The sequence below is a fragment of the Enterobacter cloacae complex sp. SHL009 genome (assembly GCF_049237205.1).
In the GTDB taxonomy this organism is placed as follows: domain Bacteria; phylum Pseudomonadota; class Gammaproteobacteria; order Enterobacterales; family Enterobacteriaceae; genus Enterobacter; species Enterobacter cloacae_M.
Window position 1 is genome coordinate 1 of the sequence record NZ_JBMKIW010000014.1, and the last position, 13,343, is coordinate 13,343.

The 13,343-nt window shown below is 56.5% G+C and carries 14 protein-coding genes and 2 tRNA genes; 11 read left to right on the plus strand and 5 right to left on the minus strand.

The genetic code is table 11. The annotated features are described in order from the left end of the window. Nucleotides 1-22: 22 nt before the first annotated feature. Both ACOTZC_RS21790 and ACOTZC_RS21795 read left to right on the plus strand, forming a co-directional pair. A tRNA-Asp gene (locus ACOTZC_RS21790) sits at nucleotides 23-99 on the plus strand. A 53-nt stretch (nucleotides 100-152) separates the two neighbouring features. Further along, a tRNA-Trp gene (locus ACOTZC_RS21795) sits at nucleotides 153-228 on the plus strand. 98 nt (nucleotides 229-326) lie between these two features. On the opposite strand, the gene hdfR is transcribed toward ACOTZC_RS21795, so the two are convergent. Then, nucleotides 327-1,148, minus strand: a complete 822-nt coding sequence (hdfR, locus tag ACOTZC_RS21800; protein ID WP_023309659.1) for an HTH-type transcriptional regulator HdfR — start codon at nucleotides 1,146-1,148, stop codon at nucleotides 327-329. Between the two features lie 118 nt (nucleotides 1,149-1,266). Here hdfR and ACOTZC_RS21805 point away from each other — a divergent pair, with 118 nt between their 5' ends. Next, nucleotides 1,267-1,605 carry a DUF413 domain-containing protein gene (locus ACOTZC_RS21805; RefSeq protein ID WP_023309658.1) on the plus strand — a complete coding sequence of 113 codons (339 nt, stop codon included), beginning with the start codon at nucleotides 1,267-1,269 and terminating at the stop codon, nucleotides 1,603-1,605. Nucleotides 1,606-1,634: 29 nt separating this feature from the next. Here the strand turns inward: ACOTZC_RS21805 and ACOTZC_RS21810 are convergent, their stop codons facing one another. Continuing rightward, nucleotides 1,635-3,155, minus strand: coding sequence for a YifB family Mg chelatase-like AAA ATPase (locus tag ACOTZC_RS21810; protein WP_023309657.1), 1,521 nt, complete (start codon nucleotides 3,153-3,155; stop codon nucleotides 1,635-1,637). 341 nt (nucleotides 3,156-3,496) lie between these two features. On the opposite strand from ACOTZC_RS21810, the gene ilvL reads away from it, so the two are divergent. From ilvL to ilvA, 7 genes are all read left to right on the plus strand, one after another. Continuing rightward, on the plus strand, nucleotides 3,497-3,595 hold the full coding sequence (gene ilvL / locus ACOTZC_RS21815; RefSeq protein ID WP_001311244.1) for an ilv operon leader peptide: 99 nt from the start codon (nucleotides 3,497-3,499) through the stop codon (nucleotides 3,593-3,595). A gap of 86 nt (nucleotides 3,596-3,681) precedes the next feature. Beyond that, complete coding sequence (gene ilvX / locus ACOTZC_RS21820; protein ID WP_166792073.1) at nucleotides 3,682-3,732, plus strand: peptide IlvX; 51 nt, start codon at nucleotides 3,682-3,684, stop codon at nucleotides 3,730-3,732. Nucleotides 3,733-3,734: 2 nt separating this feature from the next. Further along, nucleotides 3,735-5,381, plus strand: coding sequence for an acetolactate synthase 2 catalytic subunit (gene ilvG / locus ACOTZC_RS21825; RefSeq protein ID WP_248169901.1), 1,647 nt, complete (start codon nucleotides 3,735-3,737; stop codon nucleotides 5,379-5,381). Further along, the gene (ilvM, locus tag ACOTZC_RS21830) at nucleotides 5,378-5,641 is read left to right on the plus strand and encodes an acetolactate synthase 2 small subunit (RefSeq protein WP_023309655.1); all 264 of its coding nucleotides are present in this window, start codon (nucleotides 5,378-5,380) and stop codon (nucleotides 5,639-5,641) included. Before ilvG ends, ilvM begins: the two co-directional genes overlap by 4 nt. Before the next feature lie 18 nt (nucleotides 5,642-5,659). After that, a complete protein-coding gene (gene ilvE / locus ACOTZC_RS21835; RefSeq protein ID WP_023309654.1) occupies nucleotides 5,660-6,589 on the plus strand; it encodes a branched-chain-amino-acid transaminase in 930 nt (309 codons plus the stop codon). Between the two features lie 60 nt (nucleotides 6,590-6,649). Then, the gene (ilvD, locus tag ACOTZC_RS21840) at nucleotides 6,650-8,500 is read left to right on the plus strand and encodes a dihydroxy-acid dehydratase (protein WP_248163062.1); all 1,851 of its coding nucleotides are present in this window, start codon (nucleotides 6,650-6,652) and stop codon (nucleotides 8,498-8,500) included. A 2-nt stretch (nucleotides 8,501-8,502) separates the two neighbouring features. Then, a complete protein-coding gene (gene ilvA / locus ACOTZC_RS21845) occupies nucleotides 8,503-10,047 on the plus strand; it encodes a threonine ammonia-lyase, biosynthetic (protein WP_248163064.1) in 1,545 nt (514 codons plus the stop codon). 35 nt (nucleotides 10,048-10,082) lie between these two features. Here the strand turns inward: ilvA and ilvY are convergent, their stop codons facing one another. Next, nucleotides 10,083-10,973, minus strand: a complete 891-nt coding sequence (ilvY, locus tag ACOTZC_RS21850; RefSeq protein ID WP_023333829.1) for an HTH-type transcriptional activator IlvY — start codon at nucleotides 10,971-10,973, stop codon at nucleotides 10,083-10,085. Nucleotides 10,974-11,125: 152 nt separating this feature from the next. Between ilvY and ilvC the strand changes: the two genes are divergently transcribed. After that, entirely contained in the window at nucleotides 11,126-12,601 is a 1,476-nt protein-coding gene (gene ilvC, locus ACOTZC_RS21855; protein WP_023333828.1) for a ketol-acid reductoisomerase, read from the plus strand. A 93-nt stretch (nucleotides 12,602-12,694) separates the two neighbouring features. On the opposite strand, the gene ppiC (ACOTZC_RS21860) is transcribed toward ilvC, so the two are convergent. Continuing rightward, nucleotides 12,695-12,976 carry a peptidylprolyl isomerase PpiC gene (ppiC, locus tag ACOTZC_RS21860; protein ID WP_008501570.1) on the minus strand — a complete coding sequence of 94 codons (282 nt, stop codon included), beginning with the start codon at nucleotides 12,974-12,976 and terminating at the stop codon, nucleotides 12,695-12,697. A 50-nt stretch (nucleotides 12,977-13,026) separates the two neighbouring features. Then, nucleotides 13,027-13,308: a peptidylprolyl isomerase PpiC gene (gene ppiC / locus ACOTZC_RS21865; protein WP_223561849.1), complete on the minus strand. Its 282-nt coding sequence runs from the start codon at nucleotides 13,306-13,308 to the stop codon at nucleotides 13,027-13,029. Nucleotides 13,309-13,343: the final 35 nt, after the last annotated feature.

Consider the following 13,343-nt stretch of genomic DNA (forward strand, 5'->3'; position numbering starts at 1 on the left):
GGTGGTTACAGCAGTCTTCGGTGGAGCGGTAGTTCAGTCGGTTAGAATACCTGCCTGTCACGCAGGGGGTCGCGGGTTCGAGTCCCGTCCGTTCCGCCACTTATTAAGACATTAAGCCTGCCAAGAAGGCAGGCTTAATGGCAAAAAACTTTAGGGGCGTAGCTCAGTTGGTAGAGCACCGGTCTCCAAAACCGGGTGTCGCGAGTTCGAGTCTCTCCGCCCCTGCCATATAGAATCCTTTGCTTCGGCAAAGGATTTTTTTTGCCTGAAACATTGCAGAAAACTCTCTTCTTAATTTTCAGCCAGCATCCCTGCTGGCTGATGCATCAATCCATTACATTGATTTTTAATAGATCTTTTATCTGTGATTGCTTATCACTGTTTTGCAGCCAAATTGCATACAGCGGCCTGGTAAGCGTGGTGGAATCCATCACGGTGTGCAGCCCTGCTTTAGTGTCTGCCCAGCGAACAGGTAACCAGGTACAACCTTTCAGCAGGGGCAGCTGCTGACAGGCGATCTCTGCCGAGCTGGTCGTTAACTGCGGAACATCATCAGGTGCAATCAGTCCCGTCTCGTGCTGCTGAAAATCCGGCCCCCATTCCAGGCGTAAATAGGTCAGGTCTGCCTTCATCATCGAAGGTTCAGACGCATAAAGTGCCAGGCCAAACTGGCCCACAATCTGGCTGCTAAATTCGTCCATCTTGGGGGCTTCGGTTGTGATCAGAAGATCAAGCTGGCGCTCATGAAGTTGCTTAACCAGCGACTGCCGTTGCGCAATCCTGGCTTCAAATTGCAGGTGGCCATGTGAATGATACAACCGGGTAAGCCACTGACTTAGCATGCATTCCCACAGAGAAGCGCTGGCTCCTATCGAGAACTCATTATGCCTCGAAGTATGTGCCACCTCTTTACGTGCCGCCTGCCAGGTATTCATCAGCGTTTCTGCGTACGGCAGCAGTTTCTCACCGGCAGGCGTTAAGCGAATATTGTTGCGATGGCGGGTAAAAAGATTCACACCCAGTTGATTTTCCAGCTGTCGAATACGAAAACTGACTGCTGACTGCGTCAGGTAAAGGGCTTCAGCTGCTCGCCCAAAGTGGCGTGTTCTGCTCACTTCAAGGAAAGTTTTAAGCAATTCCGTATCCACATCTTTCTCCGCAAAATTATTTGTCGTTATGATTTAAATGTTTTGTTTTACACTCTGTCAAGCGTAACTAATACTCCGCGCCATAAATAGCTCGGCCAAAGAATTAGGAGCGTGTAGGATGGCGGAAAGCTTTACGACGACTAATCGTTTTTTCGACAATAAACATTATCCGCGCGGGTTCTCTCGTCACGGCGATTTCACCATCAAAGAAGCTCAACTGCTTGAGCGCCATGGTTATGCCTTTAACGAGCTGGATCTGGGTAAGCGTGAACCTGCAACCGAAGACGAAAAACAGTTTGTTTCTGTTTGCCGTGGTGAGCGTGAGCCGGAGTCTGAAGCGGAACGCGTATGGATCAAGTACATGGCGCGCATTAAGCGTCCTAAGCGCTTCCATACGCTGTCTGGCGGCAAGCCACAGATGGAAGGTGCAGAAGACTACACCGAGTCTGATGACTAAAATGAAGAGAAGGGGCTACGGCCCCTTTTTTATGCCAGCAATTTCTGCAAATGCAGCAGCAAACGATCGATAGCGCGGTAGCTCAGCGCCTCTTGCAAATGTTTCCTCTCAATGTCAGTGCACCCCTCCACGTCAGCAATAGTTCTGGCCACCTTCAACAAACGCTGCCACGCCCTTATGGACAGCCCGAACCGCGTCAACGTCTCCTCCAGCCATCCCGCATCCTCAACGTTAAGAGAACAAAACTGCCGGATCCCGGCATTATCCAGCCGTGCATTCAGCCTGTTCTGACGAGCGTACTGCCGCGTCTGGGCTGCAATCACCCGTTCGCGTACCTCCGCTGAGCTTTCACCCGTTATACCCGTTTGCCTGAGCAGACCCGGCGGGGGAAGGGGAATTTCGAGGGATAAATCGAAACGGTCGAGGAACGGGCCGGATAACTTACCCAGATAGCGCAACGTCTGCTCTGGCGTACAGCGGTTATGGTTTCCCTGGTAGTGACCCGTCGGGCTGGGATTCATCGCCGCGACCAGCTGAAACTGCGCGGGATAGCTTATTTTGGCTCGCGTGCGTGAGATATGTATCTCACCGGATTCAATGGGCTCCCTCAGTGCATCCAGCACTCGGCGCTCAAACTCAGGCAGCTCATCAAGAAACAGAATGCCATTGTGTGCCAGCGAGATCTCTCCCGGCCCCGGAATCGCCCCGCCACCGACCATTGCCGTCAGTGAAGCGCTATGATGCGGGGAACGAAAAGGACGACGGCGCCACTGTTTTTGCAACGACGTCGAACTGATAAGGCTATATATGGCGGCACTTTCCAGTGCTTCATGATTATTGAGCGGTGGAAGTAACCCACTCAACCTGCTTGCCAGCATGGTTTTACCCGTACCCGGCGGGCCAATTAACAGAAGATTGTGTCCACCTGCAGCCGTAATCTCCAGCGCCCGTTTCCCTTGCTCCTGCCCCATAATCTCGCTGAGATCCTCTGGTGCATCCGCTATAGCATCATCACACTCCTCCGGCTCGGACAGTTCATGACGCCCTTCCAGCCAGGCACAAACTTCCTGTAAATGCCCTGCGATGAGACACCCCTTCTCGGCGATAAGACTCACTTCTGATGCGTTTTCATTGGCGACAATGATTTGCCGTCCTGCTCGTATGGCTTCCAGCGCTCCCGATATCGCACCGGGAACGCCTCTTAACGCGCCTGTAAGCGCGAGTTCGCCAACGAACTCATACGAGCCTAGCCGTGTCGTATTAAGCTGCTCAGAAGCCGCGAGAAGGGCAATTGCGATAGGTAAATCGTATCGTCCCCCCTCTTTAGGCAGATCGGCGGGGGCAAGGTTGATGGTGATCTTCTTCGCGGGGAAGGTATAACCGCTATTTATTATTGCGCTGCGAACGCGATCCCTGGCCTCTTTAACCGTCGTTTCAGGTAACCCGACAAGAGTGAGTCCGGGTAGCCCATTGCTCAAATGAACCTCGACGGAAATAAGCGGTGCCTTTACCCCGAGAGCCGCACGCGTATAAACAACTGACAGTGACATTTGCACTACCTCCTGGTGTGACTATGCCAGCGCCGGTTTTGTCTGTTTAGCGTCATTTTGCGAATTTACGCCGCCCGTTCAGAGATTTTAAGCGCATACTGAAACCCTTGCATAACCGTGGAAACCTCCTCGCAGAATGTAAAAAGCCCCGTTTTGACGGTAAGAACCGCAGTGAAAAAATGAAAAATATTCATTTTCTAATTTCCGTATATAAAACAACGGTTTTTAGAAATATGATTCGCTACCTAATCAAATTCGTCATAAATAAATCTTGTGTTTGATTTAAAAACTGTGATAACTCTTTAGGTATTCCTTCGAACAAGATGCAAAAAGAACTGAAAATGACAGCCCTTCTACGAGTGATTAGCCTGGTCGTGATTAGCGTGGTGGTGATTATTATCCCACCGTGCGGGGCTGCACTTGGACGAGGAAAGGCTTAGAAATCAAGCCTTAACGAACTAAGACCCCCGCACCGAAAGGTCCGGGGGTTTTTTTATGACTAAAAAACGTAAATGAGGAGCAGAGAATGACGACTAGCACAAAATTCTGTTTCTCCCGATTTATGACGGGGAACTAACTATGAATGGGGCACAGTGGGTAGTACATGCGTTGCGCGCGCAGGGAGTCGAAACCGTATTCGGTTATCCGGGTGGCGCAATTATGCCGATTTACGATGCACTGTATGACGGCGGCGTGGAACATCTCTTGTGCCGACACGAGCAGGGCGCAGCGATGGCAGCCATCGGTTATGCCCGCGCGACCGGTAAAACCGGCGTGTGTATGGCGACTTCAGGTCCGGGCGCAACGAACCTGATCACCGGCCTGGCTGACGCGCTGCTGGATTCCGTTCCCGTTGTCGCCATCACCGGGCAGGTGGCGTCTCCGTTCATCGGTACCGATGCTTTTCAGGAAGTCGACGTCCTCGGTTTATCGCTGGCCTGCACTAAACACAGCTTCCTCGTCCAGTCTCTGGAAGAGCTGCCGCGCGTAATGGCAGAAGCGTTCGACGTGGCAAACTCCGGTCGTCCTGGTCCGGTACTGGTCGATATCCCGAAAGATATCCAGGTGGCACTCGGCGAGCTGGAACCGCACTTCTCTACCGTTGAAAGCGACGATGCCTTTCCGGAAGCGGAAGTTGAAGAGGCCCGTCAGATGCTGGCCCAGGCGAAACAGCCAATGCTGTACGTCGGCGGTGGCGTCGGCATGGCACAGGCCGTTCCTGCCCTGCGCGAATTTATCGCAACAACGCAGATGCCAGCGACCTGCACGCTGAAAGGTCTCGGTGCTGTCGACGCGGATTACCCCTACTATCTGGGCATGCTGGGGATGCACGGTACCAAAGCGGCAAACCTGGCGGTGCAGGAGTGCGATCTGCTCATCGCCGTAGGTGCCCGTTTTGACGACCGCGTCACCGGCAAGCTGAATACCTTTGCGCCGAACGCCAAAGTCATCCATATGGATATCGACCCGGCGGAGATGAACAAGCTGCGTCAGGCGCATGTCGCCTTGCCGGGCGATCTCAACTCGCTGTTACCGGCATTGCAGCAGCCGCTGGATATCAACGCATGGCGTCAGCACACCGCTGATATGCGCGCCGAGCACGCCTGGCGTTACGACCACCCCGGCGAGGCCATCTACGCGCCGCTGCTGTTGAAGCAGTTGTCCGACCGTAAACCGGCTGACAGCGTCGTCACCACCGACGTAGGCCAGCACCAGATGTGGTCCGCGCAGCACATGACCTACACCCGTCCGGAAAACTTCATCACCTCCAGCGGCTTGGGTACCATGGGCTTCGGTCTGCCGGCAGCCGTTGGCGCGCAGGTTGCCCGCCCGAACGATACCGTTATCTGTATCTCCGGTGACGGCTCCTTCATGATGAACGTTCAGGAGCTCGGCACCGTTAAGCGCAAGCAGTTACCGCTGAAGATCGTGTTGCTTGATAACCAGCGTTTAGGGATGGTTCGCCAGTGGCAACAGCTGTTCTTCCAGGAGCGTTACAGCGAAACGACGCTCACCGATAACCCCGATTTCCTCACCCTGGCCAGCGCCTTTGGCATCCCTGGTCAGCACATCACCCGTAAAGATCAGGTTGAAGCGGCGCTCGACACCATGCTGAACAGCGATGGGCCTTACCTGCTTCATGTCTCAATCGACGAACTCGAGAACGTCTGGCCGTTGGTACCGCCTGGTGCCAGTAACTCACAAATGATGGAGAAATTATCATGATGCAGCATCAGGTCGCCGTACAGGCTCGCTTCAACCCGGAAACCTTAGAACGCGTTTTGCGTGTGGTGCGTCATCGTGGTTTTCAGATTTGCTCTATGAATATGGAGGCGGCCACTGACGCCCGGAATATCAGTATCGAATTAACCGTTGCCAGCCCGCGGTCGGTCGACTTACTGTTTAGTCAGTTATCAAAGCTGGTAGACGTTGCCCATGTTGCCATCTGCCAGAGCACAACCACATCACAACAAATCCGCGCTTAAGCGTGACAGGACGAAAAAATGACGACAAAAAAAGCTGATTACATTTGGTTCAACGGTGAGATGGTTCGCTGGGAGGACGCGAAGGTCCACGTGATGTCCCACGCGCTGCACTACGGTACCTCCGTATTTGAAGGCATCCGCTGCTACGATTCTCACAAAGGGCCAGTGGTGTTCCGCCATCGCGAACACATGCAGCGTCTGCATGACTCAGCCAAAATTTATCGTTTCCCGGTTTCACAAAGCGTTGATGAGCTAATGGAAGCCTGCCGCGACGTGATCCGTAAAAACAACCTGACCAGCGCCTATATCCGTCCGCTGGTCTTCGTGGGTGACGTCGGTATGGGCGTGAACCCGCCAGCGGGCTATACCACCGATGTGATCATTGCCGCGTTCCCGTGGGGTGCTTATCTGGGTGCAGAAGCCCTGGAGCAGGGGATCGACGCAATGGTCTCTTCCTGGAATCGCGTGGCGCCAAACACCATCCCGACCGCCGCGAAGGCAGGCGGTAACTACCTCTCCTCATTGCTGGTCGGTAGCGAAGCGCGCCGCCACGGCTATCAGGAAGGGATCGCCCTCGACGTAAATGGCTACATCTCTGAAGGTGCGGGTGAAAACCTGTTTGAAGTGAAAGACGGCATTTTGTTTACGCCGCCATTCACCTCGTCCGCGCTGCCGGGCATCACCCGTGACGCCATCATCAAGCTGGCGAAAGATCTGGGTATTGAAGTGCGCGAGCAGGTGCTGTCCCGCGAATCCCTGTATCTGGCTGATGAAGTGTTTATGTCCGGTACGGCGGCTGAAATCACGCCGGTACGCAGCGTGGACGGTATCCAGGTGGGCGAAGGCCGCTGCGGTCCGGTCACCAAACGTATTCAGCAAGCGTTCTTCGGCCTCTTCACCGGCGAGACAGAAGATAAATACGGCTGGTTGGATCAGGTTAATCACTAAGCATAAATTTGGGACGGCACGCACCGTCCCATTAAATAGTCAGACGGGAGTCAATAAAGCATGCCTAAGTATCGTTCAGCCACCACCACCCACGGCCGTAATATGGCGGGAGCCCGCGCGCTGTGGCGCGCCACCGGAATGACCGACGCCGATTTCGGCAAGCCGATTATCGCCGTGGTGAACTCCTTCACCCAGTTTGTACCGGGCCACGTGCACCTGCGCGATCTCGGTAAGCTGGTTGCCGAGCAAATCGAAGCCTCCGGCGGCGTGGCGAAAGAGTTCAACACCATTGCGGTGGATGACGGTATCGCGATGGGGCACGGGGGCATGCTCTATTCACTGCCGTCGCGCGAGCTGATCGCCGACTCCGTAGAGTACATGGTGAACGCCCACTGCGCCGATGCGATGGTCTGCATCTCCAACTGCGACAAAATCACCCCGGGGATGCTGATGGCCTCTCTGCGCCTGAACATTCCGGTGATCTTCGTCTCCGGCGGCCCGATGGAAGCGGGGAAAACCAAGCTCTCCGACAAAATTATCAAGCTCGACCTGGTCGATGCGATGATCCAGGGCGCGGACCCGAAAGTCTCTGACGAGCAGAGCGACCAGGTGGAACGCTCCGCGTGCCCGACCTGCGGCTCCTGTTCCGGTATGTTTACCGCTAACTCCATGAACTGCCTGACCGAAGCGCTGGGTCTTTCTCAGCCGGGCAACGGCTCGCTGCTCGCGACCCACGCCGACCGTAAGCAGCTGTTCCTCAACGCCGGTAGGCGCATCGTTGAGCTGACCAAACGCTACTACGAGCAGGACGACGCCAGCGCGCTGCCGCGCAACATCGCCAGCAAGGCCGCGTTTGAGAACGCGATGACGCTGGATATCGCCATGGGCGGCTCCACCAACACCGTTCTGCACCTGCTGGCCGCCGCGCAGGAAGCCGAAATCGACTTCACCATGAGCGACATCGACAAGCTCTCCCGCAAAGTCCCGCAGCTGTGTAAAGTCGCGCCGAGCACCCAGAAGTACCATATGGAAGACGTACACCGCGCGGGCGGCGTGCTGGGCATTCTCGGCGAGCTGGATCGCGCCGGGCTGCTGAACCGTGACGTGAAAAACGTGCTTGGCCTGACGCTGCCTGAGTCGCTGGACCAGTACGACGTCATGCTGACCAAAGACGACGCGGTGAAAAAGATGTTCCGCGCCGGTCCAGCGGGTATTCGCACCACCCAGGCATTCTCGCAGGATTGTCGCTGGGATACGCTGGACGATGACCGCGCCGAAGGCTGCATCCGCTCGCTGGAACATGCCTACAGCAAAGACGGCGGTCTGGCCGTGCTGTACGGTAACTTCGCGGAAAACGGCTGCATCGTGAAAACCGCAGGCGTGGACGACAGCATCCTGAAATTCACCGGTCCGGCGAAGGTATACGAAAGCCAGGATGAAGCGGTAGATGCCATCCTCGGCGGCAAAGTGGTGGAAGGCGACGTGGTTGTTATTCGCTACGAAGGACCGAAAGGCGGCCCGGGCATGCAGGAGATGCTCTACCCAACCACCTTCCTGAAATCTATGGGACTCGGTAAAGCGTGTGCGCTGATCACCGACGGACGTTTCTCCGGCGGTACCTCCGGCCTCTCTATCGGCCACGTTTCCCCTGAAGCGGCAAGCGGCGGCAACATCGCCATCATCGAAGACGGTGACCTGATCGAAATCGACATTCCGAATCGCGGCATTCAGCTGAAGCTGAGCGACCAGGAAATTGCGGCCCGTCGTGAAGCGCAGGAAGCCCGCGGCGATAAAGCCTGGACGCCGAAAGACCGCCAGCGTGAAGTCTCCTTCGCCCTGCGCGCCTATGCGAGCCTTGCCACCAGTGCAGATAAAGGCGCGGTGCGCGATAAATCTAAACTTGGGGGCTAATGATGGCCGAGTCACAACCCTTATCCGCCGCCCCTGAGGGGGCGGAATACCTGAGAGCGGTACTACGCGCGCCGGTCTATGAAGCCGTGCAGGTCACGCCCCTGCAGAAAATGGAAAAACTCTCTTCGCGCCTCGACAACGTCATTCTGGTCAAGCGCGAAGACCGTCAGCCGGTGCACAGCTTTAAGCTGCGCGGCGCCTACGCGATGATGGCCGGGCTGACCGACGAGCAAAAAGTGCGCGGCGTGATTACCGCGTCGGCGGGCAACCACGCCCAGGGCGTGGCGTTCTCGTCTGCTCGTCTGGGGCTGAAGGCGCTGATCGTGATGCCAGTTGCTACCGCAGATATCAAAGTCGACGCGGTGCGCGGTTTCGGCGGCGAAGTGCTGCTCCACGGCGCCAACTTTGACGAAGCCAAAGCCAAAGCGATTGAGCTGGCGCAGCAGCAGGGCTTTACCTGGGTGCCGCCGTTCGACCACCCGATGGTGATTGCCGGGCAGGGCACGCTGGCGCTGGAACTGCTGCAGCAGGATGCCCATCTCGACCGCGTCTTCGTTCCGGTTGGCGGCGGTGGCCTGGCCGCAGGCGTGGCGGTGCTGATCAAACAGCTGATGCCGCAGATCAAAGTCATTGCCGTTGAAGCGGAAGACTCTGCCTGCCTGAAAGCGGCGCTGGATGTGGGTCATCCGGTAGATCTGCCGCGCGTCGGGCTGTTTGCCGAGGGCGTGGCGGTGAAGCGCATTGGGGATGAAACCTTCCGCCTGTGTCAGGAGTATCTCGACGATATCGTCACGGTTGATAGCGACGCCATCTGCGCGGCGATGAAGGATCTGTTCGAGGATGTGCGTGCGGTGGCGGAACCGTCAGGCGCGCTGGCGCTGGCGGGAATGAAGAAATACATCGCGCAGCACAACATTCGCGGCGAGCGACTGGCGCACGTGCTGTCTGGTGCGAACGTGAACTTCCACGGTCTGCGCTACGTTTCCGAGCGCTGCGAGCTGGGTGAACAGCGGGAAGCGCTGCTGGCGGTGACGATTCCTGAAGAGAAGGGCAGCTTCCTGAAGTTCTGCCAGCTGCTGGGCGGCCGTTCGGTGACGGAATTTAACTACCGTTTTGCCGATGCCAAAGACGCCTGCATTTTTGTCGGCGTGCGTCTGAGCCGCGGCGTGGAGGAGCGCAAAGAGATCCTCAACCTGCTGCATGAGGGCGGCTACAGCGTGGTCGATCTCTCTGACGATGAGATGGCGAAGCTGCACGTGCGCTACATGGTCGGCGGGCGTCCATCAAAGCCGCTCAGGGAACGTCTGTTTAGCTTCGAGTTCCCGGAATCACCGGGCGCGCTGCTCAAGTTCCTGCACACGCTGGGCACGCACTGGAATATTTCACTATTCCACTACCGCAGCCACGGCACCGACTACGGCCGCGTGCTGGCGGCGTTCGAACTGGGCGAGCACGAGCCGGATTTCGAAACGCGGCTGAACGAGCTGGGCTATGAGTGCCACGACGAAACCCATAACCCGGCCTTCCGCTTCTTCCTCGCGGGCTAAGGGCTGAGGTCGGGTAAGCGCAGCGCCACCCGGCTTTAGTGGTTCGGCAATATCGTCCAGAACGCATCAATAAGCGGCTCATGCAGCCGCTTTTTTTGTGCGCACACGCCAAGCTCAAACGGCGTCTTCTCGTCGCTGCGCTCCAGAATCATCACGCGATTGCGCACCGGTTCGGGGCTGTTTTCCAGCACCACTTCCGGCAGCAGCGCCACGCCGCAGCCCAGCGCCACCATCGACACCATTGCCTCATGGCCGCTGACCGTGGCGTAAATCGACGGATTGCTGATTTTCTGACGGCGGAACCACAGCTCGATGCGGCGGCGCACCGGCCCCTGATCGGCCATGATAAACGGCACCGTCGACCAGTCCGGCTTTTCCACCGACACCTGATTACGCACCGGGCAGGGCAGCGCCGGGGCAATCAGCACCACCGCCAGATTCTCAAGCATTGAGAATGCCACCGCGCCCGGCAGGGTTTCGGGTTTCCCTGCTATGGCGAGATCCGCTTCGCCCGTCACCACTTTTTCCATTGCGTCGGAGGCGTCGCCGGTGGTGAGCTTAATTTCAACCGACGGATGCGCCGCGCGGAATCGGTCGAGAATGGGCGGCAGATGGCTATAGGCGGCGGTCACGGAGCAGAAAATATGCAGTTCGCCGGAAAGTGACGGCCCCTGCTGGTCAATCGAGTGCCGCAGCTGCTGGTACTGCAACAGCGTCTGCTGGGCAAAAATGCGCAGCTCTTCACCCGCTTCCGTGAGGGTGACGGTGCGGTTATCGCGCACGAACAGCGGCTGGCCGAGGTCTTCCTCAAGGCGCTGGATCTGGCGTGAAAGCGTGGAGGGGCTAACGTGCATTGCCCGGGCGCTGCGGCCAAAATGGCGGCTTTCCGCCAGGTGCAGGAACATTTTCAGATCGCGTAAATCCACCGATTCCACTCCCTCTTTTTACATTGCAAAAATTGCAATATGACGTTGTGAATATATCAATTTCCGCAATAAATTTCCTGTTGTAATGTGGGTACATTCTCGCTGAAACGCGAACCGAACAATAAGACACACAACATCACGAGGTATCACCCATGGCTAACTACTTTAATACACTGAACTTGCGCCAGCAGCTGGCGCAGCTGGGCAAATGCCGCTTCATGGCGCGCGATGAATTTGCCGATGGCGCGAGCTACCTTCAGGGTAAAAAAGTGGTCATCGTCGGCTGTGGCGCACAGGGTCTGAACCAGGGCCTGAACATGCGTGACTCCGGTCTGGATATCTCCTACGCCCTCCGTAAAGAAGCGATCGCCGAGAAGCGTGCTTCCTGGCGTAAAGCGACCGAAAACGGCTTCAAAGTGGGCACCTACGAAGAGCTGATCCCGCAGGCGGATCTGGTGGTTAACCTGACCCCGGACAAACAGCACTCTGACGTTGTGCGTTCCGTACAGCCGCTGATGAAAGACGGCGCCGCGCTGGGTTACTCCCACGGCTTCAACATCGTTGAAGTGGGCGAGCAGATCCGTAAAGACATCACCGTGGTGATGGTGGCGCCGAAGTGCCCGGGTACCGAGGTACGTGAAGAGTACAAACGTGGCTTCGGCGTGCCGACCCTGATCGCGGTTCACCCGGAAAACGATCCGAAAGGCGAAGGCATGGCGATTGCCAAAGCGTGGGCAGCGGCGACCGGCGGCCACCGTGCGGGCGTGCTGGAATCTTCCTTCGTTGCCGAAGTGAAATCTGACCTGATGGGTGAGCAGACCATTCTGTGCGGCATGCTGCAGGCCGGTTCTCTGCTGTGCTTCGACAAACTGGTGGAAGAAGGTACAGACCCGGCCTACGCGGAAAAACTGATTCAGTTCGGCTGGGAAACCATCACCGAAGCGCTGAAGCAGGGCGGTATTACGCTGATGATGGATCGTCTGTCCAACCCGGCAAAACTGCGTGCTTACGCGCTGTCTGAACAGCTGAAAACCATCATGGCGCCGCTGTTCCAGAAACATATGGACGACATCATCTCCGGCGAATTCTCTTCTGGCATGATGGCGGACTGGGCGAACGACGATAAAAACCTGCTGACCTGGCGTGAAGAGACCGGTAAAACCGCGTTCGAAACCGCGCCACAGTACGAAGGTAAAATCGGCGAGCAGGAGTACTTCGATAAAGGCGTACTGATGATCGCGATGGTGAAAGCAGGCGTTGAGCTGGCGTTCGAAACCATGGTGGATTCCGGCATCATCGAAGAGTCTGCGTACTACGAATCTCTGCACGAGCTGCCGCTGATCGCGAACACCATCGCCCGTAAGCGTCTGTACGAAATGAACGTGGTGATCTCTGATACGGCAGAATACGGTAACTACCTGTTCTCTTACGCCTGCGTACCGCTGCTGAAAGAGTTTATGACCACTCTGCAGACGGGCGATCTGGGTAAAGCGATTGCGGAAGGTGCCGTGGATAACGCGCAGCTGCGCGATGTGAACGAAGCGATTCGCAGCCACCAGATCGAGAAAGTGGGCCATAAACTGCGTGGCTACATGACCGATATGAAACGTATCGCGGTAGCGGGCTAACACCAGGTGCGGGCTGATGCCCTCACCCCGACCCTCTCCCACGGGGAGAGGGTGCAAACATTAAAGGCCTTCTCTTAGAGAAGGCCTTGCTGTTTATTTCCGATACAGCACTTTAATCACGTGGTAGCCGAACTGCGTGTGCAGCGGGCCGGTTGGCTCCAGCACCGGGCAGGAGAACACCACTTTATCGAACGCCGGTACCATCTGACCCTGGCGGAATTCACCCAGATCGCCGCCGCGTTTGCCTGACGGACAGATGGAGTGCTTCTTCGCCAGTTTGCCGAAGTCGGCGCCGTTTTTGATCTGCTCCAGAAGATCCAGAGCCAGTTTCTCTTCTTTAACAAGAATATGCAGTGCTGCTGCTGTTTTTGCCATGATCGTGCCTTGAATAGGTTGAGATAAATCGGGGCGCAATATACCACGCGTCAGCGGCGATAAAGCACCTTAATGATATGGTAGCCAAATTTGGTTTTTACCGGGCCGCAGGGCTTCAGAAGCGGGCAGCTAAAGACCGCCCGATCGAACGGGCCGACCATCGCACCTTGTTGAAACTCGCCGAGATCCCCGCCATTGCGACCGGATGGGCATTTAGAGTAGCGCTTTGCCAGATGATCAAAGCTGATGCCGCGCTCCAGCTTGGCCAGGATCTCCTGAGCCAGTTTCTCTTCTTTTACCAGAATATGCAGGGCTGCTGCGGTCTTTTTCATGGTTCTGCTCTACGGGTTAAACGCGATTTCTCCAC

Bases quoted from the DNA above. Each gene is read 5' to 3' on its own strand.
- ACOTZC_RS21805 (WP_023309658.1), top strand. From the start codon at position 1,267: ATGGCGGAAAGCTTTACGACGACTAATCGTTTTTTCGACAATAAACAT.
- ACOTZC_RS21810 (WP_023309657.1), bottom strand. From the start codon at position 3,155: ATGTCACTGTCAGTTGTTTATACGCGTGCGGCTCTCGGGGTAAAGGCA.
- ilvL (WP_001311244.1), top strand. From the start codon at position 3,497: ATGACAGCCCTTCTACGAGTGATTAGCCTGGTCGTGATTAGCGTGGTG.
- ilvG (WP_248169901.1), top strand. From the start codon at position 3,735: ATGAATGGGGCACAGTGGGTAGTACATGCGTTGCGCGCGCAGGGAGTC.
- ilvM (WP_023309655.1), top strand. From the start codon at position 5,378: ATGATGCAGCATCAGGTCGCCGTACAGGCTCGCTTCAACCCGGAAACC.
- ilvE (WP_023309654.1), top strand. From the start codon at position 5,660: ATGACGACAAAAAAAGCTGATTACATTTGGTTCAACGGTGAGATGGTT.
- ilvD (WP_248163062.1), top strand. From the start codon at position 6,650: ATGCCTAAGTATCGTTCAGCCACCACCACCCACGGCCGTAATATGGCG.
- ilvA (WP_248163064.1), top strand. From the start codon at position 8,503: ATGGCCGAGTCACAACCCTTATCCGCCGCCCCTGAGGGGGCGGAATAC.
- ilvC (WP_023333828.1), top strand. From the start codon at position 11,126: ATGGCTAACTACTTTAATACACTGAACTTGCGCCAGCAGCTGGCGCAG.
- ppiC (WP_008501570.1), bottom strand. From the start codon at position 12,976: ATGGCAAAAACAGCAGCAGCACTGCATATTCTTGTTAAAGAAGAGAAA.
- ppiC (WP_223561849.1), bottom strand. From the start codon at position 13,308: ATGAAAAAGACCGCAGCAGCCCTGCATATTCTGGTAAAAGAAGAGAAA.